The sequence below is a fragment of the Streptomyces sp. NPDC048255 genome (assembly GCF_040652415.1).
Taxonomy (GTDB): Bacteria; Actinomycetota; Actinomycetes; order Streptomycetales; family Streptomycetaceae; genus Streptomyces.
In genome coordinates, this window is record NZ_JBEZMA010000007.1 from 116,204 (window position 1) to 140,251 (window position 24,048).

Below are 24,048 nucleotides of genomic sequence, written 5' to 3' on the forward strand. Positions count from 1 at the left end.
TCCGTGGGGTTGGACATGCACCGCCTGCGTCCCTCCCCCAAGAAGTGGCGATAGCTGCTGAGAGGGCAGGCGCGGGGATGCGTCGGCTGCCCGGTCGGCTGGTTGATCATATCGTCTGCATGCGCTGTCGGGAAGGTGCGAAGGCCGCCCGAAAACGGTCTCCCACCGGCACATATGCTCCGAAGGTGGGCCGGGTGACCGAAGCCCCGGAGGCGCGGCGACGGACGTCGCGGGGGAGGGACGACGAGCATGAACGAGACGAGTACGGCCGAGTCGGACCGATGGCTGAGGGTCCTGCGCCCGAGCCCGGGCGACGCCCGGCTGGTGTGCTTCCCCCACGCAGGCGGGAACAGCACCTTCTACCACCCCTGGGCCGGGCTGCTCCCGCCGCGGCTCGAACTGGCGGCGGTCCGCTACCCCGGCAACATGGAACGCAGCTGGGAGAGCTCGGCCCCCGACGTCGAAACGCTCGCAGACGGCGCGACCCGGGCCATCCTGAGCGACGGGGACCGCCCCGTGGCCCTGTTCGGCCACAGCCTCGGCGCGCTCGTGGCCTACGAGGTGGCGCAGCGCCTCGAGTACCGGGGGCGCCCGCCCGTGGCCCTGTTCCTCTCGGGCCAGGCCGCCCCGCACCACCTGCGGCGGGGCTCCGTCGCGCTGCGCGACGACGACGACTTCTGGGCAGCGATCACCACGCTGGGCGGGATCGACGAACAGGTCTCCGCCGTCGCGGAACTCCGGGCCCTGGCCCTGCCCGGGTTGCGGAGCGACTTCCGGATCGCGGAGACCTACGGACCGCGCCCGGTCCGGCCGCTGCACTGCCCCGTGATCGTGTTCACCGGAGACGCGGACCCCACTCATGCGCCGGCCGGGGCCGGGGCCTGGAACGACGCGGCCCGCGGGCTGTTCCGGATGCGGTCCTTCCCCGGCGACCACTTCTTCCTCGTGCCGTGGGCAGCCGAGGTCACGGGCACGATCGCGGCCACCGTGGCGGAACTGCTCGGCGCCCCGGCCGGCGCCGCCTCCTGAGCCGCCCCCTCCGGAACGGAACGGCGCCCCCGGACCGCGGGTCCGGGGGCGCCGGCAGAGATTCGTGCCATGTTTTTGCCTGGTTTTGGAACTGCGCCGAGTATTCGGTCATCAGGACTAAGGGATGCCCAGCCGTTCTGCCCCCAGGGGCAGTCATGACCGTTCGGAGCGAAGTTCGTGCACCAGTACCCGCAGCGCCCGGGGCCCGAGGGCCAGCCGTCGTACGAGGAGCCGTACCCGCGGTACGAGGAACGCCGCGGCGAGCAGTTCGACCAGCAGTACGGCCGGCCCTACGGCGGCCAGTACGACGGCCAGTACGGCGAGCAGCCCCCGGGCCCGCCCCCCGTCCCGCCCCGGCAGGACGAAGCCGAGGCCCCGCGGCCCAGGCGGTCCCGGCGCGGGGTGTGGATCAGCGCGGTGGTCGTCCTCGCACTGCTGGCCGGTGGTGGCGGCTTCGCCGCCTGGAAGCTCGACTGGTTCTCCGGCAACGGCGAGGCCGTGAGCTTCGGCAAGACCAACCCGCCCCCGGCCGCGGAGCCCAAGGGCTCGGGCGGGGCCTCGGCCAAGCCCTCCGGTGACCCCGACGTGCTCATGCCGGCCGGCCCCAAGTCCGACTTCAAGCAGACCGCCAAGCTCGAAGACGGCACGATCATCGCCAAGACCCGCCTCGCGGGGGCCAAGTCCGGCTTCGAGGGCGACGTCTGGGTGTGGGCGCCCAAGGAGTACGACGACCCGAAGTACGCCAAGAGCGCCTTCCCGGTCCTCATCGCGCTCCCCGGCGGCAACGGTTTCCCGGCCAACTACTGGTCCGACCGCAGCCTCGGCCTCCAGAAGGCGATCAGCGAGGGGGTCCAGGCCGGTACCAGCCTGCCGTTCATCGTGATCATGCCGGTGCTCAACCCGGACAACAAGTTCTATTACGACGGGTCCGACATACCCGGCCAGGCCAAGATGGGCACCTGGATCGCCGAGGACGTCCCGGACTTCACCCGGGCCAACTTCCGTACGTACAAGTCCCGTGACGGCTGGGCCTTCATGGGCTCCTCCTCCGGCGCCTTCGTCGGCATGAAGACGGTCCTCCAGCACCCGGACAAGTTCAAGGCCGTGATCGCCAGCGGTGGCGAGATCGTGCCCGACTCCCCGCTCTGGAAGGGCCACCAGGCGCAGATGGACGCGAACAACCCCGAGAAGCTCGCCAAGAAGCTGATCGACAGCAACGGCCCCGAGGTCTACATCAACTTCCAGATAGGCACCAAGGAGACCGGGAAGGAGCGGATGACGAAGTTCCAGCAGCAGTACGGCAAGGGACCCGTCAAGATGACCATCCGCGACATCCAGAACGGTGAGCACAACGGCTGGCACTACGTCCGGGGCATGAAGGAAGGCTCCCTGGAGTGGATCAGCAAGGTGCTCAAGGCCCCGAAGCCCGAAGCGGGCTGACCCGGCCGCGTGGTGCGCGCCACGCCACAGCCGTCCCAGGCAACCCATCCGGTCGTTCACACCTCTGTAGAGGGTGTAAGGGGGACCAATCGGTCCGGCCCGCGCTCCGAGGTGAGCGCCGGAGAAGGAACGGGACAATTCCGTGCAGCATGACCAGCAAGGCGACGGCGGCTCCTCGGCCAGGAGCAGCCGTCGTCCCAAGCGCCTGCGCCTCATTCTGATCACCGGTGGGCTCGCGCTCACCCTCGCCGCCGGCGGCGGCGCGGCCGCCTACAAGTACGGCTTCTTCTCGGACATAGGGGATCCGGTCTCCTTCGGGAAGGTCCAGCAGAAGGCCGCCAAGACCTCCGACGTCCGGCCGGGCGTGAGCATGCCCACCGGGCCGGCCGCCGAGTTCGTCCGCACCCACCGGATGCCGGACGGCACGCAGATCGGCAAGACCACCCTCGTCGGCAAGAAGTCCGGCTTCACGGGCGACGTCTGGGTGTGGGTGCCGAAGGAGTACCACGAGCCGAAGTACGCCAAGAGCGCCTTCCCGGTCCTGATCTCCCTGCCCGGCGGCCGGGGCTACCCCACGAACTACTGGGGGACGGGCCCCGGCCTCGGCCTCCAGCAGGCCGTGAGCGACGGGGCGAAGGCCGGCACGAGCCTGCCGTTCGTCCTCGTCATGCCGGTGACCAACGCCGACACCAAGCACCACTTCGACGGCTCGGACATCCCCGGCCAGCCCAAGATGGGCACCTGGATGGCCGAGGACGTCCCGGATTTCGCGAAGGCCAATTTCCGGACCTTCACCTCCCGCGACGGCTGGGCCTTCATGGGCTCCTCCGCGGGCGGGTTCAACGGTTTCAAGCAGCTCCTGAAGTACCCCGGCCGGTTCAAGGCGGCCATCGCGAGCGGTACGGACATCGTCCCCGACTCCCCGCTGTGGAACGGGAACACGCAGGCCATGGACGCGGACAACCCCGAGAAGCTCGCCGAGAAGCTGATCAAGGCGGGCGGTCCGGACGTCTACATCAACTTCCAGATCGGCACCGCCGAGACCGGCCGCGAGAAGGCCGAGAAGTTCATGAACGAGTACGGGAAGGGTCCCGTGCACACCTCGCTCCAGGTGATCCAGGATGGTGAGCACAACGGAAAGTCGTACGTGCGCGGCATGAGGGAGGGCTCCCTGGAGTGGATCAGCAAGGTGATGTCCGGACCGACCCCCGACCCCGCCGTGCGATGACCCCGGTGGTGAAGGGGGCATCGGCGGCCGCCGTCGCGGGGATCGCGGCGGTCTGCGCCCTCGTGGCCCTCAAGGCGCCGGCCGACCGCCAGGTGCACCCCTTCCCCACCGTCGGCGTGCTCATGGCCAACGGGGAGCACTGGTGCACGGCGAGCGTGGTCGACAGCCCCAAGGGCAACGTCGTCGCCACCGCCGCGCACTGCGTGGCCCCGGCCGGCGAGGACGGGAAACCGGGCGAGCTCGCCCACGACGGCCTGGCCATCGGCGAGCTCGCCTTCGCCCCCGCCTTCTCCGGCGAGGGCTCGGGCAGCCATCCGCTGGGGGTGTGGAAGGTCCGCTCGATCCACGTGGACGACCGCTGGACGAAGTGGGGCGAGGACACCGCCGACTTCGCCTTCCTCACCATCGAGCCGGACGAGGACGGGCAGAGCGTCCAGGAGGCCGTGGGCGGCGGTGCCGAGGCCCCGAAGCCCGACTGGACCTCCGGGTACGAACGGGACGTGACGGTCGTCGGCTACCCGGAGTCCGAGCACAACCCCCAGAACAAGCCCGTCTCCTGCACCACGCAGACCGGCCACGACGAGGACGACCCCGACATGCTCTACATCAGCTGCGCGGGGTTCTGGACGGGGACCAGCGGCAGCCCCTGGGTCGCCGACCGGGGCGGCCCGGGCCGCCCCGGTCGGCTGATCGGCGTGCTGAGCGGCGGGGACACGGACGTGGACTCCACGGCCGCGCTCTTCGACGAGCACGCCAGGGCGCTGTACGAGCGCGCGGCGCGCGGCTAGGTCCTGTCCGGGCGATCTTCGTGGATCAGCCCGCGTCGTCTGGTGCGGTGCATCGCAAGGCGGAGGAGCGCAGCTCGTACTCGGCCGTACTCGCGCGGTCCGACAACGCGGCGAGGTGCCGTGCCAGGCGGCGCGGGCCCGCGAAGATCGCCCGGACAGGGCCTAGTCCCCCCGACGGGAAGCGTTCAGGCCGGTCGATGCCGCCCCGGGCCAGGGCGCTACTTCCTGCGCTCCGTGCTGACGATCACGCCCACCGCCGCCACCACGATCGCCCCTCCGAGGACGATCGGCCAGGTCAGGGCCTCGTCGAGGATGAGCCAGCCGAGGGCGACGGCCACGACCGGATTGACGTAGGCGTACGTGGACACCAGCGACAGCGGCGCCGCCTGGAGCAGCCACACGTACGCCGTGAAGGCGACCAGCGAGCCGAAGAGCACCAGGTAGCCGAGGGCCAGCCAGGACGCGGTGGAGAAGGCGGCCGGGTCGAGTCCGCGGTGCTCGCCGCGCAGCAGGCCGACGAGGACGCCGCCGACACCGCCCGCGAGCATCTGGTACGCGCTCCCGGTGAAGGGGTTGCCCGGCAGCGTCAGCTTCGACGCGGAGAACGAGCCGAGCGACCACAGCACCGAGGCCGCCACCACCAGCAGCACCCCCCACAGCCGCACCGCCCCGCTCAGCCCCGGCAGGGTCAGCACCGCGAGCCCGGCGAGGCCGACGAGGACGCCGCCCAGGGTGCGCAGCGGCGGGCGGTCCCCGGTGCCCGCCCGCAGCACCACCACCCACATGGGGACGGCCGCCACCAGCAGCGCGGCCAGGCCGGACGGCACAGAGGTCTCGGCGAGCACGACCAGGCCGTTGCCGCCGAGGATCAGCAGCAGGCCGACCACCACCGTCGAGCGGAGCTGGGCCGGGGTGGCCTTGAGCGCGGCCGGTCCGAACCGCCAGGCGACCACGCCGGCCAGCAGCAGGCCGGCGGTGATGAAGCGGACCCCGGCCGAGAGGAACGGCGGCATGGTCTGCACGACGATCCGGATCCCGAGGTAGGTCGAGCCCCAGACGACGTACACGAGCACCAGGGCGGTCCAGACGGCGCCGGTGATCTGGCGGTGGGGGGCGGCCGGGGCCTTGCCCTCCACCGGGGTTGATGTGTGCATGTCCGGGATCCTAGATCGTTGGCCTATGCAGGCTCCGGTGGATTTACCGCTCGTCTCAGCCCTTGAGCAGGCCGTTCAGCTCCCCGTACGGGAGCGAGTGCGCGAGCGGACCGTAGGTGCCGCCGGAGAGCAGCTCCTCGGTGGCGCGGCGGACGACGGCGTACGCGGCCTCCGCCACCCACGAGCCGAGGCTGACGCGGGAGACGCCGAGCGCGCCGAGCTCGGCGACGCCCGGGGCGCCGGGGCCGGCGAGGATGTTCAGCGGGGCGTCGATGCCCTTGACCAGCTCGGCGACCGTGGCCGGGTCGGTGACCCCGGGGACGAAGATCCCGGTGGCCCCCGCCCGCAGGTAGGCGGCGGCGCGGGCGAGGGTCTCGTCGAGCCGGGTGGAGGCCTCGCCGAGGCCGAAGAGGTACGTGTCGACGCGGGCGTTGATGTACAGCGGGATCCCGGCCGCCCCGGCGGCGGCGCGGGCCGCGGCCAGCCGCTCCGCATGCTCGGCGGGGGAGCGGTTGCCGTCCTCGATGTTGATGCCCACCGCCCCGGCGGCCAGGACCCCCGAGACGGTCTCGCCGACGGCGTCGGGGCCGGCGCCGAAGCCGCCCTCGATGTCGGCGGTGACGGGGACGGAGACGGCGGAGGCCACCCGGGCGACGAGGTCCAGGGCCCGGTCGCGGGCCAGGGCGTCCCCGTCGGGCGCCCCGAGGGACCAGGCGACCCCGGCGCTGGTGGTGGCGACGGCGGCCGCGCCGGCGGCCTCGACGAGCCGGGCGCTGGCGACGTCCCAGGCGTTGGCGAGGGCCAGGGGCCGTGCGGGGTCGTGCAGGGAGGTGAACGCGCGGGCCCGGGCGGCAGGATCAAGCAGTCGAGTCATGCCCTCAGTTGAGCAGACGGCACCGCGGGAGGCTGGCGAATTTCCGACACCGAGCCCGTCGCCCGGCAGCAGCCGGGGCGGCGGGCGGGGCCCGGCTGGGCGGCCGTCCCGGCGGCCGGGTCCGGCCCGGGCCGGTGGGCGGGGGTGGGGCGCGGACACTCCGGAGCGGCTCCTCGGCTCGCGCACCGAGCCACGGCTGCGCGGGTGAGGCCTGGGTCGCGCGCTCGTCCGGCGGGGACCCTCCTGCGCGTCCCCACCCCACCTCCCGCCGGGCCGCGCCCCTACTTCGAGCCGCAGAGGGGCAGGACCGCCGTGCGGCCCTGGAGGGGGTCGCCCGGGGCGTCGGGGCCCACCGCGGCCCAGCAGGCCGCGGCCGTCGGTTCCACGAAGAGGCCGCGGCGGGCCAGGTCCTGCCGGGCCTCGCGCAGGCGGTCCTCCGGGACGGTGAGGAAGGTCCCGCCGGACTTGCGCACCGCGGCCAGGATCTGGCGGGCGCGCGGCGGCGCCGGGATCGCGATCCCCTCGGCCAGGGTCGGCCGCTGCTCCACCGGGGCCACGTCCTCCGCGCCCGCCGCGAAGGCCTCCGCGAGCGGGGCCACCGCCTCGGCCTGCACCGCGATCAGCGCGGGCGGCCGGACCCCGCGCCGGGCCAGCTCCTCCACGGCCAGCGCGGCTCCCAGCAGCAGGGTCCCGTTGCCCACCGGGACGACCAGGGCCTGCGGGAGCCGGCCGCCCAGCTCCTCCCACACCTCGTACACGTAGGTCTTGGTGCCGTGCAGGAAGTACGGGTTGAAGACGTGGCTCGCGTAGAAGGCCCCCGGCTGGTCCGCGGCCTCCCGGGCCGCCTCCGCCGCGGCCTCCCGGCCTCCCGGGACCACCCGTACGACCGCCCCGTGGGCGCGCATCCGCTCGGTCTTGCGGTCCGAGGTGCCCTCGGGCACGAAAACTTCACAATTGAGCCCGGCCCGCGCGCAGTACGCCGCCACGGCCGTCCCCGCGTTGCCGCTGCTGTCCGCCACGACCCGTTCCGGGGCCAGCCGCCTGGCCAGCTCCGCGAGCATCACCGCGCCCCGGTCCTTGAAGGACAGGGTCGGCATCATGAAGTCGAGTTTGGCGTGAACCCGTTCTGCCAGCGGTACCAGCGGAGTGTGACCCTCCGCCAGTGACACGGCGAACGCCCCCGGCAGCGGCAGCACGGGCGCGTACCGCCACAGGGAGTTCGGCCCGGCGGCCGGGTCCAGCGCGGTGGCCGGATCCGGCGTGAAGTCGAGGTCCCAGGGGCCGCCGCAGACCGGACAGCACCAGGGCGCCGTCCGGACGTCGGCGCACGTCCCGTCCTCGGGGCAGACGTAGCCGGGGAGTGCGTGCGTCATGTGCGGAACGCCTTTGCTCGATCATGGCCGCTGTATGGCACGGATGTTACGGCTGCGCGCTCCTCTTGTGGTAGGCGGCAGGGCTGGGTCAACCTTTCGGAGGCGACAGCCCGTTGGGCCATCTGCATTGTCATGACCATGCCTAAATCATGGCAGGAGGATGCCCCGGCGGCTGCGCTTAACCCCCCGCAACGCACCACCTATGAGGAGGACACCTCACATGTCCGTGATGCGTCACACCCGCCGGAAAATCGCCGGCATCAGCGCGACCGCCGTCGTGGCCCTCGCGCTCGGCGCGGCCGCCGCGTTACCCGCTTCCGCGGCCGACCACGGCGCGCAGGGCGTCATTGAGAACGCGGGCGCCGCAGGCTCCGTCCCCGGCAGCTACATCGTGACCCTGAACGACTCCGCGCGCTCCACCGCCGACAGCGGCAAGGCCGTCGCCAAGCGGTACGGCGCGAGGATCGACCGGACCTACAGCGCGGCCCTCAACGGCTACTCCGTCGAGGTCTCCGAAGCACAGGCCAGGAAGCTCGCCGCCGACCCGGCCGTCAAGTCGGTGGTGCAGAACCGGACCTTCACCGTCGACGCCACCCAGCCCAATCCGCCGTCCTGGGGCCTGGACCGCATCGACCAGCGCGCGCTGCCGCTGAACCAGAGCTACACCTACCCGGACAAGGCCGGTGAGGGCGTCACCGCCTACATCATCGACACCGGCGTCCGCAAGACGCACACGGACTTCGGCGGCCGCGCCTCCGACGGCTACGACGCGATCGACAACGACAACACCGCCCAGGACGGCCACGGCCACGGCACCCACGTCGCCGGCACCGTCGGCGGCGGCGCGTACGGCGTGGCCAAGAAGGTCAAGATCGTCGGCGTCCGCGTGCTCAACAACCAGGGCTCCGGCACCACCGCCCAGGTCGTCGCCGGCATCGACTGGGTGACGCGCAACGCCGTCAAGCCGGCCGTGGCCAACATGTCGCTCGGCGGCGGCGCGGACTCCGCGCTCGACACCGCCGTCCGCAACTCCATAGCCTCCGGCATCACCTACGCGGTGGCCGCGGGCAACGAGTCGACGGACGCCTCCACCAAGTCCCCGGCGCGCGTCGCCGAGGCCATCACCGTCGGCGCCACCACCAACACCGACGCGAAGGCGAGCTACTCCAACTACGGCTCGATCCTGGACATCTTCGCGCCGGGCTCCTCCATCACCTCCACGTGGGGCACGGGCGACACCGCCACCAACACCATCTCCGGCACTTCGATGGCCTCGCCGCACGTCGCGGGCGCGGCCGCGGTCTACCTCTCGCAGAACCCGGGCAGCACCCCCGCCCAGATCTCCGCGGGCCTGGTCGCCGCCTCGACGCCGAACGTGGTGACCGGCCCCGGCACCGGTTCCCCGAACCGCCTGCTCAACATCGGCAGCGGCGGCACCGTCCCGCCCGGCCCGCGGTTCGAGAACGCCGCGGACTTCGCGATCAACGACAACTCCACCGTCGAACCGCCGATCACGGTCAGCGGGGTCTCGGGCAACGCCCCGGCGACGCTGAGCGTCCCCGTCGACATCAAGCACACGTACACCGGTGACCTCAAGGTCGACCTGATCGCGCCCGACGGCTCCGTCTACGTCCTGCACAACCGGGCCGGCGGCAGTGCGGACAACATCATCAAGACCTTCACGGTCAACGCCTCCTCCGAGGCCGCGAACGGCGTCTGGAAGCTCCGCGTGAACGACAACGCGAACGTCGACACCGGGAAGATCGACTCCTGGGCCCTGCAGTTCTGAGGGCTGATCCGGGGGCGCTGATCCGGGGAGGCTGAACCGGCGCGCCGACCCAGGGCACCGCGTACGGCCGCGCGCACGGGACGGCGCACGGCAGCACTGCGTACGCCGCGATGAACAGGCGGGGGCGACCGGCGAGACGGTCGCCCCCGCTGCGTACTATTCGCGCATTCGTTCGCGCCCTCTGTGTTGGAGTCCCCGCCCCGTGAGCATGCCGCCGAGCCCTCCCCCCGGACCGGGACACCGCTGGTCGCCGCCCTCGCCGCCGCCGGCGTGGGGGCTTCCGCCCGGCTACGGACGGCCGCCCGCGCTCAACGGCTTCGCGCTCGCCTCCCTGCTCGTCGGACTGCTGTGCCTGCCGCCGCTCGGCATCGTCTTCGGGATCGTGGCCCTCGTACAGATCGCGAAGAAGCGGGAGCGGGGCAAGGCGCTCGCGGTCGTCGGGCTGGTGGTGTCCGTGGTGATGACGGGGGTGCTGGTCCTGACGGTCGACCGGGTGGCGACGGTGGTCCGCGACCGCTTCGACTCGGCCGGCGCGTTCGAGGACGTCGACGGCGAGCTCACGGACATGGAGGACCTGCGGACGGGCGACTGCTTCAACGTCCCCGGCGGGGACCTGATGCACGACCGGCCCCTGATGTACACGGTGGACTGCGCGCAGGAGCACCACGCCGAGGTCAGCTCCTCGGGCCCCTTCGACCCGGCGGGCCTGCCGGGGTCGCAGGAGGCCGAGCGCGACGCGGAGGCGGCATGCTGGAAGGCGCAGGACGCCTACGCGATGGACACCTGGGCCCTGCCGGCGTACGCGGAGATGTACTTCTACGCGCCCTCGCGCGAGTCCTGGCGCCGGGGCGACCGGCAGCTCCTGTGCGTGATCGGCACGACCGAGGAGGACCAGCGCGGCAGCCTGCGCCGGGACGCGGGCACGCTCACGCCCGCGCAGGTGTCCTTCCTGAAAGCGGCGAACGAGGTCGACCTCGTCCTGGGCCAGTCCCCGGAGACGGATCCCGCGAGCTCGCTCGCGGAACACCGGACCTGGGCGCGCGAGGTGTACACGGCGCTGGGGGCCGAGGTGACGGCGCTGGAGCGGGACCGGGCCGCGCCGGGGATGGAGAAGGCCGCCGCGGCCCAGCTCAAGGAGCTCGGCGCGGCGCGGGCGGCGTGGCTGCGAGCCTCGCAGGCGCCGACGCCGACCGAGTTCGACAAGCAGTGGGACCGGGCCGCGGCCGCGATGTCGGTCACCACGGAGCAGGCGCTGCGCGGTGCGTACGGGCTGTCGACGAAGATTCCGCGGTGGCTGGAGGAGCACCCTGGGCGTCCGGAAGTAGGTTCCGGACGCGGACCTTCGTCCGAGCAGGTCTGACGGCGTCGGCGGCGTCGTCCGCGTAACGCGCGGTAACGGGTTTGAGTGACCTGGCTTCATCACTTCGGGTGAAACTCTGGCCCTTGCTTGCGGTCTACAACCGTCGGTTGCCAGGGTGTAGCTGTCTGTCAACCTGATGGGAGTGGCCCGTGACTTTCGGTGAGCAGCCGGCCTATCTGCGCGTGGCCGGGGACCTGCGGCGGAAGATCGTCGACGGTTCCCTGCCCCCGCACGCCCGGCTCCCCTCGCAGGCCCGGATCCGCGAGGAGTACGGGGTCTCGGACACCGTGGCGCTGGAGGCGCGCAAGGTCCTCATGGCGGAGGGTCTGGTCGAGGGCCGGTCCGGGTCCGGGACGTACGTGCGGGAACAGCCCGTCCCCCGGCGCGTGGCGCGCTCCGGCTACCGCACGGGCGGCGCCTCCACTCCCTTCCGGCAGGAACAGGCGGACGCGGGCGCCCGCGGCACGTGGGAGTCGAACAGCGAGCAGTGGGCCGCCCCGGCGGAGATCGCCCACCGGCTCGGCATCGAGCCCGGCGAGCGCGTGATGCGCACGCGGTACGTCTTCCGCGACGCCGGCGAGGCGATGATGCTGTCGACCTCCTGGGAACCCCTGGCCGTGACCGGCCGCACGCCCGTGATGCTGCCCGAGGAGGGCCCGCTGGGCGGCTCCGGGGTCGTCGACCGGATGGCCGCGATCGACGTGGTCGTGGACAACGTGGTGGAGGAGGTCGGCGCGCGGCCGGGCCTGGCGGAGGAGAACCTCCTCCTCGGCGGGGTCCCGGGCCACGTGGTGCTCGTGATCGGCCGCACCTACTTCGCGTCCGGCCGCGCCGTGGAGACGGCCGACGTGGTGGTCCCGGCGGACCGCTACCGCCTCGCGTACCACCTCCCGGTGCGCTGACCCGTCCCCCGCCGGCCCAGGCTCCCGGGGCTCCGCCCCAGCCCCGGCGGGGCTCAGAGATTCGGGGGCTCTGCCCCGGACCCCGCGCCTCGAACGCCGGCGGGGCCGGGTTGTGCTCGGCGGGCAGGGTTGTGCTTGGTGAGGCCGGCTTGTGCGCCCGCGCTGATGCCCAGAGGCCGACCCCTCGCGCATGGCGGGCGGCATCAGCCAAAATCCGGCCCCGCCGGCGATTGAGGCGCGGGGTCCGGGGCGGAGCCCCAGGACCGGCGCCGCACCCATGTGCCGTGGTCATCCTGACGGGCCGCAACCCGGGCCGTGTGCGCCGGGTCGGACCGGCGCACACGGCCCGCTCGTACGCATGGCCGGATGCGTACGCCTGCGAGGTACCTCTTCGTGAAAAACCGTATCCGCTGAGTAAAGGTCGGGCGTACGCTCGGGCATATGCGCAATGCGGTTTCCCGGGCAGGTACGTCGGCGGAGGGTGAAACGCGATGAACGACAGCGGTGCCCTGCTCCCGTGGCTGGTCATACGTCAGGACGACAACGGCAACCGCTACCGGGTGGGCCGGTACCCCACCCGGGCCGAGGCCCAGAAGGTCGTCGACAGCCTCGACGACCGAGGACACAAGCAGCTGTACTGGGTCGAGCGGATCGGTCAGACCGCCACGATGAACTGAGCATCCAGCGTTGACATAGGCTCCGCCCATGACGGTACGAGTGGTCGTGGGCGGAGCCCTTTGTCATGAGGGGCGCCTGCTGGCCGCCCGCCGCAGCGCACCCCCGGAGCTCGCCGGACGCTGGGAGCTGCCGGGCGGCAAGGCCGAGCCGGGGGAGTCCGTCCCCGATGCGCTGGTGCGCGAACTGCGCGAGGAGCTCGGCGTGGAGACCGAGGCGCTGGAGCGGATCCCGGGGGAGTGGCCGCTGAAGCCCGGCCTGGTCCTGCACGTGTGGACGGCCCGGCTGGTCTCGGGGGAGCCCGCGCCGCTGGAGGACCACGACGAGCTGCGCTGGCTCGGACCGGAGGAGCTGGAGTCGGTGGACTGGCTCGACCAGGACCGCCCCGCGGTCGCCGAGGCCGGACGCCGACTGCGCGGCTGAACATCCGGCGGGGCCGGGGTCGGCGCACGGCCGGGTCACGGGGGCGCGTGGCGCTTGCGCTGTAGGCCGTCTGCGCCACAGTGCGCCGGTGGGTGGCGGATCGAGTGGTACGGCGCCCCAAATATCGGGTATGTCGCTATTAATCCCTATCTCGTCCCCCTTTCGTCCCAGACGAACCGGACTGGGGTCGCTGCTGGCCCGGGAAGTGATCGGCGTGATCGACACAGACGGTGAATGCGCCGAGTGGGCCTTCCCCGCCGAGCCAGGTGCCGTCCGCACCGCCCGCCACGCCGTACGGGGAACCCTGCGCGACTGGGGTCTCGACTCCGTCGGAGACGTGACCGTCCTGCTGGTCAGCGAGCTCGTCACCAATTCCCTGCGCTACGCGTCCGGCCCGATCGGCGTCCGGCTGGAGTGGCGAAATCCAGCCGCCCGGGGCTCCGCGGGCGGCGCCGCGCTGCTCGTGGAAGTTTCCGATCCGCTTCCGGATCCGCCCCGCGAGAAGGTCGCGAAGCCGGACGACGAGGGTGGCCGCGGGCTGCACCTCGTGGCCGTCTCGGCACAGCGCTGGGGGACACGGCACAAGAAGTCGGGCAAGACTGTGTGGTTCGAGTTGGCACTTCCTGGTGAGTAACAAGGTGAAGGGTGGCCGACCGTCACACGACGTGGCTCGAAACTAACGAGACCTTGCTGTGATCGTGAACGCCGTGCCGTCCGGGGCCGTGGTGCTGAATACTTCGGTCATGGCCGGTCCGGTTGCGGTGAGCTGGAGGGGACGGTCGCGTGAGCGAGATACCTGCGCAGGCACATCAGGCCCGTGTGCCCGGGGAGACATGGCACGACTCCCTGTGGCACAGCAGCCCGCCTGGCTCGATATATGACTACATAAAGGTCGCTTCCTTCTCGATCGGACCCGACGGGCTCGTCGACCAGTGGAGCCTGCGCGCCGAGGAACTCTTCGGGCTGACGGCCGCCCAGGCGGTGGGGCGCGACCCGGTCGACGCCTTCATGCCCCCCGAGTTGCGCGAGGGCGGGCACCGTAAGGTCGCCGAGATCCTCGACGGCAAGGAGTGGACCGGCCTGATCCCCTTCCGCATGCCGGGCGGGGACGGCGCGCACGGCGTGGCCGAGATCTATGTGATGCCCACCCAGACCGAGACCGCCGAGCGGGCCGCACTGTGCGTCGTCGTCGACGTGCGCGCACTGCGCCGGATCGAATCCGATCTGGCGGCTTCACAGGCCATATTCGGCCAATCTCCCTTCGGCTTCCTGCTCTTCGGCACCGACCTCACCGTGCAGCGGGCCAACCGCCGCTTCGCGACCGTCTTCGGGGGCGCCGCCGAGGAGCACCGCGGGCGCACCGTGCACGACTACCTGCCCGCGCACGAGGCCGACCGGATGGCCGAGGCCCTGCGCCGGGTCCTGGAGACCGGGGAATCGGTCACCGACCTCCGGATCACCGGAGCCGCCCCCGGCAGCCGCGAGGACCGCCACTGGTCCATCAACCTCTACCGGGTCCACGGAGGCACCGGCCGCCCCGTCGGCGTCGCCGGCATCGGTACCGACGTCACCCGCCGCCACCTCGCCGCCCGCGAGGCCGCCGGGGTCCGGCGCAACCTCGCCCTGCTCAACGAGGCCGGGCACCGCATCGGCAACTCCCTCGACCTGGAGACCACCGCCCGCGAACTCCTCGACGTGACCGTCCCGGGCTTCTGCGACCTGGCCGCAGTCGACCTCTACCAGGGGCTGCTGCTCGGCGACGACGACCGGCCCGCACGGCCCCAGGGCCCGGGCGTGCCCAGCCTGCCCGGCCAGGGCCCGGCCCGGACGCCCTCCGCCGCGCTGCGCCGGGTCGCCTTCGCCTCCGCCGTCTCGGACGCCCCGCTGTCCGGTCCGGGCGCGCTGGTCTCCGTAGGCGATGTCCACCGCTACCCGGCGGCGTCCCCAGGCGCGCTCGCACTGCGCACCGCGCGGCCGCGGCTGATCGAGGGCGGGGGGCCCGAGGACCTCGTGCAGTCCACCCTCGTCGTCCCGATGGTGGCCCACGACACGGTGGTGGGCCTCGCGCAGTTCTCCCGTACGAAGGGCAGCGAGCCCTTCGGCGAACGGGACCGGGCGGTCGCCGTCGAGCTCGCCGCGCGGGCCGCCGTGTGCATCGACAACGCGCGGCTCTACCGCCGCGAGCACGAACGGGCGCTGATACTGCAACGCAGCTTGCTGCCCCCCGGGGACCCGGAAGCCGCCGGGCTCGACATCGCCTGCCGGTACCTGCCGGGCAACGCGGCCACCGAGGTCGGCGGGGACTGGTTCGACGTCATCGAACTGCCCGGCCACCGCACCGCACTGGTCGTCGGCGACGTGATGGGACGCGGCCTGCGGGCCGCCGTCGCGATGGGGGAACTGCGGACCGCCGTACGGACCCTCGCGCTGCTGGACCTCGAACCGGCGGAGGTGCTGACCGCCCTCGACGAGATCGCCCGCGGCCTCGGCGCGCCCGGCGGCTCCCAGCAAGCCTCCCGGGCCGCCCTGCACTCGCGGGACGCCGACCGCTCGGAGGTCTACCTCGCCACCTGTGTCTACGCGGTGTACGACCCGGTGACCCGGCGCTGCACGATCGCCAACGCGGGCCACATGCCGCCCGTCCTGGTCGAACCCCCCGACGAGGGCGGTGCGCCGCGGCCCGCCCTGCTGCTGGAGGTACCGCCCGGCATGCCGCTGGGGGTGGGCGGCGAGCCCTTCGAGGAGGTCGAGGTGGAACTGCCGGAGGGCGCCCTGCTGGCCCTCTACACCGACGGGCTGGTCGAATCCCGCGACCATCCCCTGGAGGAGGGGCTGCGCGGCCTGCGGGAGGCCCTCGCGGACCCGGTACGGCCGCTGGAGGACGTCTGCGACCACGTGCTGAACACCCTGGACACCCGGCACGGGGAGGACGACATCGCCCTCCTCATGGCGCGGGTCCAGGGCCTGCCGGTGGACGCCGTCGGCGACTGGCAGCTGCCGCGCGAGGCCCGTTCGGTGGGCCGGGCCCGCGAACTGGCCCGCGCCAAGCTCCCGGCCTGGGGCCTGGAAGGGCTGCTGGACACCACCGAGCTGCTGGTCAGCGAGCTCGTCACCAACGCCCTGCGCTACGGGGAGGGCGAGATCCGGCTCCGCCTCCTGCTGGACCGGACGCTGGTGTGCGAGGTGTGGGACGCGAACCTGGTCCAGCCGCGGCGCCGCCGCGCCCGGGACACGGATGAGGGCGGCCGCGGCCTCCAGCTGGTGGGCCTGCTCTCGGCCGGCTGGGGCACCCGGCGCACCCACCGCGGCAAGACGGTCTGGTTCGAGCTCCCGCTCCCGGGTGCGGCGGCCGAAGCCGTGTCCGAGCTCTCGGCGGAGCAACTGCTGAGCATGTACGGGTAGGACGAGGCTCGGCTGGATTGCCCGCAGGGCAATTCCAGCCTCGCCGGCGATTGAGGCGCGGGGGTTCGGGGGCGGAGCCCCCGCAGCGGCGCCGCACCTCGCACACCGCACCCCCCCGGGAGGGTCAGGCAGCCCGGCCCTGCTTCAGCGCCGCGAGGCGGGCCTCGATTTCAGACGTCTTGCCGAGGTCTTCCAGGGACTCGAACTGCGCGTCCAGCGAAGAGGCGGCCAGTTCCTGCTTGCCCATCGCCATCGCCTCCTCGCGCCGCACCTTCTCCTCGAAGCGGTTCAGATCGCTCGTCGGGTCCATGACGTCGATGTTCTTCACCGCGTCCAGCATCGTGTTCTGCGCCTGCGCGGTCTTCGCCCGGGACACCAGCTCGTCGCGCTTCGCCTGGAGCTCCGTCAGCTTGTTCTTCATCGAGTCCAGGCCCGACTTGAGCTTGTCCACGACGTCCGTCTGGGCGGCGATCGTCGGCTCCGCCGTCCTCGCCTCCTTCTCCGACTGCATCTGCCGGCCCAGCGCCACCTTCGCGAGGTTGTCGAACTTGTCGGCGTCGGCCGTCGCGCCCGACGCGCGCAGCTCGTCCGCCTTCCTGCTCGCCGCGAGGGCCTTGCCGCCCCACTCGGAGGCCGCCTCCACGTCCTCCTTGTGGTCCGCCTCCAGCATCCGGAGGTTGCCGATGGTCGTCGCCACGGCCTGCTCCGCCTCCGAGATGTTGTTCGTGTAGTCGCGGATCAGCTGGTCCAGCATCTTCTGCGGGTCCTCGGCCTGGTCGAGCAGCGCGTTGATGTTCGCCTTGGCGAGCTGGGTGACGCGGCCGAGGATGGTCTGCTTGCTCATGACGGTTCTCTCCTGCGTGAGGTGCGTGAGGGATGGTCCGGTGCCCGCCGCTACGGGCCCTGGGTCCTGCCGGGTGCGTGCGCGGTGACGGGCGACGAGGTGTCAGAAGCGGCCGCCACCGCCCATGCGGCCGCGGGTTCCGCCGCCGCCGAAGGAGCCGGGGCCGCTGCCGCCGCCCCCGAAACCGCCTCCGAAGCCACCCCCGCGCCCGCCGAAGCCGCCGCCGCGCAAGATCTCGCCGAGGATGATCCCGCCGAGGACGGCCCCGCCCCGGCCGCCGCCGGACCGGCTTCCGCCGTACGGGTCCTGGTAGCCCCGTACGTCCTGCTCCGCCAGCTGCTGCGCCTGCCGGGCGAGGGAGTCCGCCTGCTGGGCCTCGGCCAGCGCGCCCGCCGGGTCCGAGCCCGTCAGGGACACCGCCCGCTCCAGGTGCCGTCCGGCCTCCGCCAGCCGGGTACGGGCCTGGCTGCCGACGGCGCCCCGGCTGGTGGTGACGTAGTCGGTGGCCGCGCCGATCGCGCTGCGGGCCGAGAGCAGGGCCTGGTCCAGCAGGGCCACGGCCCGCTGCCGGCCCGACTCCCGCTCGCGCGCCCCGGCCAGCGCCTCGTCGAGGGCCGCGTCGGCCTCCTCGATGCGGCGCAGGGCGTCGATCGGGTCGTACCGCCCGGCCGTCTGCTCCTCCCGTACGTCGGCCATCACGGCCCGCGCCCGGCCGATCCGGCCGCGCAGGTCCGCCGTGGAGGTGCCTTGAGCGGTACCGGTCAGCAGCCCCTCCGCGTCCGCGAGGTCGGTCTGCGTCTCGTTCAGGGCGCCCGGCAGCTTCCCGGCCGCCTCCGCGAGCTCCTGGGCCCGCCGCTCCACCGCGTCGACCAGGGTCGCGGCCTGGTCCACCGCGCCCTCGGCGGCCCGTACGTGCACGGCCGCCTTGCCGTTGTCCCCGGCGTCGACGGCCGCGCGGGCCTCGCCGAGGCTGGTCGTCGCGAACAGCAGCCGGTCCTTGGCCTGTTCGGGGTTGGAGGCGACGGGCGCGGCGGCGGAGTCCGCGTACCGCTGTGTCATCGCGGCCAGCGTCGCCCCGGCCGTGGTGGTGCGTCCCGTCAGCGCCCGGAAGTGCGCCTCCACGGTCGCCAGCGCCTGCGGGGCGTTCTTCTCCAGGTCCCGCAGCCGGTCGAAGTCCGCCGATTCGGCGTCGAGCCGCCGGTTCGCCTCGGTGCACCGGGCGACGATCTCGTCCAGCATCCGGCGCCGTGTGGGGTCGTCCTCCGGGTAGGCGTCGTCGAGCTGCTGGCGCAGCCGGAAGGCGTGCGTCAGCTCGTCCTTGGCGTACTTCACGGCCTCGACGAAGGGTACGACCGCCTCGTCGCCGAACTGGGCCGAGGCGAAGCCGATTTCCTCCGTGCTGGTGCGGACCGCGTCATCGGTCTCCACCAGCAGCGCCTTGGCCTTGGCGTCCAGTTCCGGCAGCTCCAGCTGAGCCGCCCCCTGCGTGCCCCAGCCCGGACCGGTCGTCGTACCGCGTCCGGCGGAGCCGATGCCGGCGTCCTTGCGCTTGCGGCGGCGGTACGCGTACGCGGCGAGCGCCCCGGCCGCGCCGACCGCGACCACCGGGAGCACGAAGTCCCCGGCCCCGCTCTCCCCGCCCCCATTGCCGCCCGGGTCGGCCTGCCCGGGCGTGATGGTGGGCACGGGAACGGGCAGCCCGCCGAGCACGGCGTTGTAGCCGTCGGCCGCGCCGATCGCGGCGCCCGCCCAGTCGTTCTGCTTCAGGGCCGGCTCGATGGCGGTCCGCGCGACGGTGGCGAGCTGCTCCTCGGTGAAACCGGAGTCGACATCGGCCGAATAGGCGTACTGCCGGGCCCCGGTCGCGACGGCCAGCAGGACGTCGTTCTGCCCGAGGCCGTTCTTCTCCGCGGTGGCGTCGGCCCAGCTCTGCGCGGAGCGCCCGGAGAAGTCGCGGACGTACGTCACGAACAGCTGGATCCTGCGGTCGGCGTACAGCTTGTCGAGCGCGGCGGTGACGGCGGGCGCGCGGTCCCCCAGCGCCCCGACGCGGTCGGTGATCTGCCCCTCCTGGGACAGGGTCACGGGATCCTCGGCCCGGGCGGGCGGCGCCCCGGCCACGCCCCAGCCGCCGAGCGCGAGGAGCGCGGCGGCCAGCGCGAGGGCGGCCCGTACGGATATCCCGGCGGTGGCGCGACTCTTGGTCCTGCTGCTCGGCGCAATCACATTTCGGAGGGTATGGGCGGTTTCCGGCCCCCGCACCCGGAGTGATCAACGCGCCCGGCGGCACGCACCGGGCGGTGTCCCGCCGGATCGGCGGGACACCGCCCCGCGCTCAGGGCAGGGCGATCGCCGTCAGCGTCGGCAGCGGGAGCACGACGCTGTCCCCGGTCAGCACCGCGTCCCGGCGGCCGATGTGGAGATCGCTCCACTGCCAGCCCGGCTTCAGCGTCGCCAGGTCCAGGGCGGTCAGGAACGGCGGCTGGGAGGCCCGGCCGAGCCGGGCACGGCTGCCGCGCGCGGACTTCACGTACAGCCGCCCCTGCCGGATGCCGAGCAGTTCCAGCGCGCAGCCGCCGTCGTGCTGCGCGAGCCGCTGCCGCGCCCGCTCCCGGCCGGTCAGCGCGTCGAACGCGTACACCACGTCGCCCTTCTCCTGCCGGCGCCAGCCGGCGGCGTACACCACGGATCCGGCGGTCAGCACGGACGCGGGGGTGCCCAGTTCGACCGACCACAGCTCGCCGCCGCGGCGCCGGTCCAGGGCGCGCAGCACCGGTCCGTCCAGCACGGCCACCGGGCCCCCGGCCACCTGCGGGGCGCCCGGCGGCACCAGGACCCGCCCCGCGCCGCGCTGCCAGGTCCACAGCAGCGCGCCGTCGGCCAGGTGCAGGCCCATCAGCGTGTCCTGGCCCGCCAGGACGAGGCAGTCCCGGTCCACCGTGGTCGTCAGGGAGGAGTGGTACGGGCCCGGGCGCTGCCAGCGCACCTCGCCGGTGGACGCGTCCAGGGCCGTCAGCCGCTCCCGGCCCGCGTGCAGGACCAGCCCGCCGGCCGCCACCACCGGCATCCGGTCGCGCCCGGCGGGCCCCGCCTGCGGCAGGTCCCGCCACCAGCGCACCCGGCCGTCCCGGGGCTCCCGGGCCAGCAGCCGCACCCCGGAGCCCGCGCGCTGCTCCAGCGCCACGCAGACCGTGCCGGCGTCGGCCGCGCAGAAGGCTGCCGTGTCCCCCGGCAGGGGCGCCGCCGGCACCCCGTCGTCGGCGAAGGCCGTCCAGCGGGTGCCCCCGCCGTCGGCCCGTACGGAGCCCACCTCGTCGCCCGAGGTCCACACCACGCTGTCCCCGGCCGCGCACAGGGCCAGCGGGACGGCGTCCGTGAACCACCGGCGTGCGCCGGGGAATCCGGGGGCCTGCGGGCCCGGCCGGGTCGCGGAGTCCGCGCGGACGGCGCCCGCCACGGCGACCGCCACGTCGTGCGGAGGCGGGCTGCCCGGGTCCGCCGCCGCCTCCGGCAGCCAGGGCGAGTGACTTGCGGCCACGCACTCCCGGGCGATCCGGGCCAGCTCCCGGGCCCGCTCCGGGGCGTCGGGCAGGTCCCGGGCGGCGACCGCGCGCTCGCGGGCCACCGCCAGGTCCAGGAGGCGGTGCGGTTCCTGCGCGAGCCGGGCCCGGGCCTCCGACAGGGCGGTCCGCGCCCGCTCCACCTCCTCGTCGCCGGAGTTCCGGCCGTGCAGGAGCAGCAACGAGTCCGCCTGGTCGCGCAGTTGTCCGGCGCGTACGGAATCAGCCCGATTTGAGTGCCGGCCCGCCTCCACGATCAGCTGGGCGGCCCGGTCGTCCACGTAGTACGAGAACGCCTGCTCCGCGCGGGCGAAGGCTTTGGCCGCGCCCGCCGGGTCGGCGGCGGCGCGCTCGCCCACCACCGCGCACAGCGCCAGGACCTTGCTGCCATCGCGCCTGTCCAGCCGCTCGGCGAGGCGCAGTGATGCGGTCAGGTCCGTACGGGCCACTGCCGCGACGAGGCCGGCACGGGCCGTCGCGCGCAGGCCCGTGTCGCGGATCCGGGCGAGGTGCTCCTCGGCGAGGGCGAGGTCGGTGGCCGCGGTGGCCACGGCCACCCGGGCCCAGATCCGGTCCCCGGCGGGGTGGTCCGCGAAGTGGCGCAGGGCGAGCTGCGCGGCGCGCTCGGGGGAGACCCGGGCCAGTTCCTCCGCGACCATCCGCAGCGGGGCCCGGCGGTTCGAACCGAAGACCGTGAACAGGGCCTGCTGGGCATCGGTGAGCAGCCGCCCGGTGCGTGCGGGGGCGTGCCGGGCCGTGCGCCGTGCGAGGAAGGTCAGCAGATCGGCGATCCGGGCCCCGTCGCCCTGGCCGTCGGTCCACGCGCAGCGCTCCGCGCCCGCCAGCAGCCGGCCCGCGAGGGGGGCGTCGAAGCGCGCGGCCGCGTCGGCGGCGACGGCGAGCCCCTCGACGCGCAGGTGCTCCCAGCCGGGCGACGCGGTCCACAGGGTCTCCTCAGCCTCGTGCAACAGCCCGCGGACGAACTCCTGCACCGCGTACGGAACCTCGGCGCCCGCGGCCGCCGTGGCCGCCGTGGCCGCGATCGCGGCGGCAGCCAGGTCCGCGGCCGCAGCCGGATCCGGAGCAGCAGCCGAGGCCCGGGGCCCCGACCCGCTCCGGGCCCCGCTCCCGCCGGCCCCGCCCCGGGCCCCGCTCCCGGTCCCGCCGACCCCGTGCCGGACTCCGGTTCCGGCCCCGCTCCCGCCGGCCCCGTCCCGAGCTCCGCTCCCGGCCTCGTGCCCGCCCGCGCTCTGGGACCCGCTCCCGGCCTCGTGCCCGGTGCCGCTCCCCGTCCAGCTCCCCGTCCCGGCCTCGCGCCTGCTCGCGCTCTGGGCCCCGGTCCCGGCCCGGGACCCGCTCTCGGCGTCGCGCCCGGTCCCGGTCCCGGCCTCGTACCCGCCCGGGCTCTGGGCTCCAGTCGCAGCCCGGGACCCGCCCTCGGCTTCGCGGCCGGTCCAGCTCCCCGTCCCGGTCCCGGCATCGTGCCCGCCGGCGCGCTCGGTTCCTGTCCCAGCCCGGGACTCGCTCTCCGTCTCGCGCCCGGTCCCGGTCCCGGTCCCGGTCCCGGTCCCCGTCCCCGTCCCCGTCCCGGTTTCGGCCTCGCGCCCGCCCGGGCTCTGGGCCCCGGTCCCAGCGCGGGACCCGCTCCCGGGTTCGCGGCCGGTCCCCGTCCCGGTTCCGGCCTCGTGCCCGCCCGGGTTCTGGGCCCCGGTCGCAGCCCGGGACCCGCTCTCGGCTTCGCGCCCGGTCCCGGTCCCGGTCCCCGTCCCGGTTTCGGCCTCGCGTCCGCCCGGGCTCTGGGCCCCGGTCCCAGCGTGGGGCCCGCTCTCGGTCCCGGTCCCCGTCCCGGCCCCCGTTCCCGTCCTCCCGGTCCCGGTCCCGGCCTCGTGCCCGCCGGTGCGCTCGGCCGCGGTCCCAGCTCGGGACCCGCTCTCGGCCCCGCGCCCGGTCCCCGTTCCGGTCTCGGCCTTGCGCCCGTCGCGCCCGCCCGGGCTCTCGGCCCCGGCCCCGGTCCCGGTCCCGGTCCCGGCCCCGGTCCCGGTCCCGGTCCCGGCCCCGGCCCCGGGCCCTGGCGGCGCGGCCCCGCTCGCCGGGCCTGCGGCGGCCGCAGCCGCGGCCAGAGCGGCAGCGGGAGCGGCTGCTCCGGAGGCGGCAGCGGGCGCCGCGGCTTCGGAGTCCGGGGCGGGCCCGGGCCCGTTCGCCGTGCCTGCCCCGGCCGTCGGGCCGGGGCTCCGGGTGACGGCGTACCCGGGGGCCGCCGGGGCCGCACCGCCCGCGGCCGGGTCCCCGTGGTGCCGGTCCCGGCCGTGCCCCCCGCCCCCGCCCGCGAGGGCAAGCCCGCGCAGGGCCTTCCCGACGGCCTCCGCCGACTCCGGCCGGTCCGCCGGCTCCTTGGCCAGCAGGCGCCGCACCAGCCGTTCCAGCTCCGGAGCCACCGGGAAGCCCGCCTCCCGCAGCGCGAGCGGTTCGTCCTCGATGTGCCGGCGCATCAGCACGTACGGGGACTCCGCCACGCCGAACGGCGGCTCCCCGCTCAGCAGGGCGTACAGCACGCACCCCAGCGCGTACAGGTCGCAGCGCGCGTCGACGTGCTCGCCCCGCCACTGCTCGGGCGCCATGTAGGGAGGGGTGCCGAACATCCGGCCCGTGACCGTCCAGCCCCCGGTCGCGTCCGCCGAGTGGGCGATCCCGAAGTCGCAGATCTTCAGCCGCCCGCCGGGCAGCAGGAAGAGGTTGCCGGGCTTCAGGTCGCGGTGCACCACCGCCTGTTCGTGGGCGGCGGACAGCGCCTCCGCCGTCTGCGCCGCCAGGCCGACCGCGGTCTCCTCCGGCAGCCCGCCCGGCGTCCGGCCCAGCAGCGACGCCAGGTCCTCGCCCGCGAGCAGCTCCATCACGATGAACAGCCTGCCCTCGTGCCGGCCCACGTCGTGCACCACCGTGATCCCCGGGTGCTGGAGCCGCGCCCCGATGGTGGCCTCGCGCCGGAACCGGCTCACCACCTCGTCGTTCGTCGCCGTGTCCAGCAGCACCTTCACGGCGACGGCCCGGTCCAGCGTCAGGTCGTACCCGCGCCACACCTCGCCCATGCCGCCCTGCCCGAGCCGCTGGTCCAGCCGGTACCGGCCGGCCAGTCGATCCCCCACCCGCACCGCAATGCCCCCTGACGACACGTCATCCGACGTCATCCCAGGGGGCATTGTGTCCTGC

Annotated in this window: 17 protein-coding genes; 11 read left to right on the forward strand and 6 right to left on the reverse strand. The window is 74.0% G+C overall.

Translation table 11 applies throughout. The features are described 5' to 3' along the window. Positions 1 to 249 precede the first annotated feature (249 nt). From AB0D94_RS09090 to AB0D94_RS09105, 4 genes are all read left to right on the forward strand, one after another. Positions 250 to 1,029 (forward strand): alpha/beta fold hydrolase, encoded by a 780-nt coding sequence (locus AB0D94_RS09090; RefSeq protein ID WP_362047913.1) that lies wholly within the window; start codon positions 250 to 252, stop codon positions 1,027 to 1,029. 402 nt (positions 1,030 to 1,431) lie between these two features. Continuing rightward, positions 1,432 to 2,469, forward strand: coding sequence for an alpha/beta hydrolase-fold protein (locus AB0D94_RS09095; RefSeq protein ID WP_362048118.1), 1,038 nt, complete (start codon positions 1,432 to 1,434; stop codon positions 2,467 to 2,469). Positions 2,470 to 2,611: 142 nt separating this feature from the next. After that, positions 2,612 to 3,697: an alpha/beta hydrolase-fold protein gene (locus tag AB0D94_RS09100; RefSeq protein WP_362047917.1), complete on the forward strand. Its 1,086-nt coding sequence runs from the start codon at positions 2,612 to 2,614 to the stop codon at positions 3,695 to 3,697. Further along, positions 3,694 to 4,485 carry a trypsin-like peptidase domain-containing protein gene (locus tag AB0D94_RS09105; protein WP_362047920.1) on the forward strand — a complete coding sequence of 264 codons (792 nt, stop codon included), beginning with the start codon at positions 3,694 to 3,696 and terminating at the stop codon, positions 4,483 to 4,485. The genes AB0D94_RS09100 and AB0D94_RS09105 overlap by 4 nt, the downstream gene beginning before the upstream one ends. Before the next feature lie 218 nt (positions 4,486 to 4,703). Here AB0D94_RS09105 and AB0D94_RS09110 read toward each other — a convergent pair whose 3' ends face one another. The 3 genes from AB0D94_RS09110 to AB0D94_RS09120 form a co-directional block, all read right to left on the reverse strand. Beyond that, the gene (locus AB0D94_RS09110; RefSeq protein ID WP_362047923.1) at positions 4,704 to 5,639 is read right to left on the reverse strand and encodes an EamA family transporter; all 936 of its coding nucleotides are present in this window, start codon (positions 5,637 to 5,639) and stop codon (positions 4,704 to 4,706) included. A gap of 55 nt (positions 5,640 to 5,694) precedes the next feature. Then, positions 5,695 to 6,513: an isocitrate lyase/phosphoenolpyruvate mutase family protein gene (locus tag AB0D94_RS09115; protein WP_362047926.1), complete on the reverse strand. Its 819-nt coding sequence runs from the start codon at positions 6,511 to 6,513 to the stop codon at positions 5,695 to 5,697. A gap of 281 nt (positions 6,514 to 6,794) precedes the next feature. Continuing rightward, the gene (locus tag AB0D94_RS09120; protein WP_362047929.1) at positions 6,795 to 7,886 is read right to left on the reverse strand and encodes a pyridoxal-phosphate dependent enzyme; all 1,092 of its coding nucleotides are present in this window, start codon (positions 7,884 to 7,886) and stop codon (positions 6,795 to 6,797) included. A gap of 220 nt (positions 7,887 to 8,106) precedes the next feature. Here AB0D94_RS09120 and AB0D94_RS09125 point away from each other — a divergent pair, with 220 nt between their 5' ends. The 7 genes from AB0D94_RS09125 to AB0D94_RS09155 all read left to right on the forward strand — a co-directional run bounded on the left by AB0D94_RS09125 (position 8,107) and on the right by AB0D94_RS09155 (position 16,437). Next, the gene (locus AB0D94_RS09125; protein WP_362047932.1) at positions 8,107 to 9,675 is read left to right on the forward strand and encodes a S8 family serine peptidase; all 1,569 of its coding nucleotides are present in this window, start codon (positions 8,107 to 8,109) and stop codon (positions 9,673 to 9,675) included. Positions 9,676 to 9,883: 208 nt separating this feature from the next. Further along, positions 9,884 to 11,035, forward strand: coding sequence for a DUF4190 domain-containing protein (locus AB0D94_RS09130; RefSeq protein ID WP_362048120.1), 1,152 nt, complete (start codon positions 9,884 to 9,886; stop codon positions 11,033 to 11,035). A 149-nt stretch (positions 11,036 to 11,184) separates the two neighbouring features. Further along, positions 11,185 to 11,937, forward strand: coding sequence for a GntR family transcriptional regulator (locus AB0D94_RS09135; RefSeq protein ID WP_362047935.1), 753 nt, complete (start codon positions 11,185 to 11,187; stop codon positions 11,935 to 11,937). 491 nt (positions 11,938 to 12,428) lie between these two features. Beyond that, positions 12,429 to 12,614, forward strand: a complete 186-nt coding sequence (locus AB0D94_RS09140) for an SPOR domain-containing protein (RefSeq protein WP_031144291.1) — start codon at positions 12,429 to 12,431, stop codon at positions 12,612 to 12,614. A 28-nt stretch (positions 12,615 to 12,642) separates the two neighbouring features. Then, positions 12,643 to 13,035, forward strand: a complete 393-nt coding sequence (locus tag AB0D94_RS09145) for a (deoxy)nucleoside triphosphate pyrophosphohydrolase (protein WP_266934456.1) — start codon at positions 12,643 to 12,645, stop codon at positions 13,033 to 13,035. A gap of 205 nt (positions 13,036 to 13,240) precedes the next feature. After that, on the forward strand, positions 13,241 to 13,669 hold the full coding sequence (locus AB0D94_RS09150) for an ATP-binding protein (RefSeq protein ID WP_362047940.1): 429 nt from the start codon (positions 13,241 to 13,243) through the stop codon (positions 13,667 to 13,669). A 185-nt stretch (positions 13,670 to 13,854) separates the two neighbouring features. Next, positions 13,855 to 16,437, forward strand: a complete 2,583-nt coding sequence (locus AB0D94_RS09155) for a SpoIIE family protein phosphatase (RefSeq protein ID WP_362048123.1) — start codon at positions 13,855 to 13,857, stop codon at positions 16,435 to 16,437. 124 nt (positions 16,438 to 16,561) lie between these two features. On the opposite strand, the gene AB0D94_RS09160 is transcribed toward AB0D94_RS09155, so the two are convergent. The 3 genes from AB0D94_RS09160 to AB0D94_RS09170 form a co-directional block, all read right to left on the reverse strand. Further along, the gene (locus tag AB0D94_RS09160; protein WP_362047943.1) at positions 16,562 to 17,281 is read right to left on the reverse strand and encodes a PspA/IM30 family protein; all 720 of its coding nucleotides are present in this window, start codon (positions 17,279 to 17,281) and stop codon (positions 16,562 to 16,564) included. Between the two features lie 102 nt (positions 17,282 to 17,383). After that, a complete protein-coding gene (locus AB0D94_RS09165; protein ID WP_362048126.1) occupies positions 17,384 to 19,438 on the reverse strand; it encodes a TPM domain-containing protein in 2,055 nt (684 codons plus the stop codon). A 178-nt stretch (positions 19,439 to 19,616) separates the two neighbouring features. After that, positions 19,617 to 24,026, reverse strand: a complete 4,410-nt coding sequence (locus AB0D94_RS09170; protein ID WP_362047946.1) for a protein kinase — start codon at positions 24,024 to 24,026, stop codon at positions 19,617 to 19,619. Between the last annotated feature and the right edge of the window lie 22 nt (positions 24,027 to 24,048).

Excerpts from the sequence above, each read along its gene's own strand:
- AB0D94_RS09125 (WP_362047932.1), top strand. The coding sequence starts at position 8,107 with ATGTCCGTGATGCGTCACACCCGCCGGAAAATCGCCGGCATCAGCGCG.
- AB0D94_RS09115 (WP_362047926.1), bottom strand. The coding sequence starts at position 6,513 with ATGACTCGACTGCTTGATCCTGCCGCCCGGGCCCGCGCGTTCACCTCC.
- AB0D94_RS09090 (WP_362047913.1), top strand. The coding sequence starts at position 250 with ATGAACGAGACGAGTACGGCCGAGTCGGACCGATGGCTGAGGGTCCTG.
- AB0D94_RS09160 (WP_362047943.1), bottom strand. The coding sequence starts at position 17,281 with ATGAGCAAGCAGACCATCCTCGGCCGCGTCACCCAGCTCGCCAAGGCG.
- AB0D94_RS09130 (WP_362048120.1), top strand. The coding sequence starts at position 9,884 with ATGCCGCCGAGCCCTCCCCCCGGACCGGGACACCGCTGGTCGCCGCCC.
- AB0D94_RS09110 (WP_362047923.1), bottom strand. The coding sequence starts at position 5,639 with ATGCACACATCAACCCCGGTGGAGGGCAAGGCCCCGGCCGCCCCCCAC.
- AB0D94_RS09120 (WP_362047929.1), bottom strand. The coding sequence starts at position 7,886 with ATGACGCACGCACTCCCCGGCTACGTCTGCCCCGAGGACGGGACGTGC.
- AB0D94_RS09145 (WP_266934456.1), top strand. The coding sequence starts at position 12,643 with ATGACGGTACGAGTGGTCGTGGGCGGAGCCCTTTGTCATGAGGGGCGC.
- AB0D94_RS09140 (WP_031144291.1), top strand. The coding sequence starts at position 12,429 with ATGAACGACAGCGGTGCCCTGCTCCCGTGGCTGGTCATACGTCAGGAC.
- AB0D94_RS09105 (WP_362047920.1), top strand. The coding sequence starts at position 3,694 with ATGACCCCGGTGGTGAAGGGGGCATCGGCGGCCGCCGTCGCGGGGATC.
- AB0D94_RS09170 (WP_362047946.1), bottom strand. The coding sequence starts at position 24,026 with ATGACGTCGGATGACGTGTCGTCAGGGGGCATTGCGGTGCGGGTGGGG.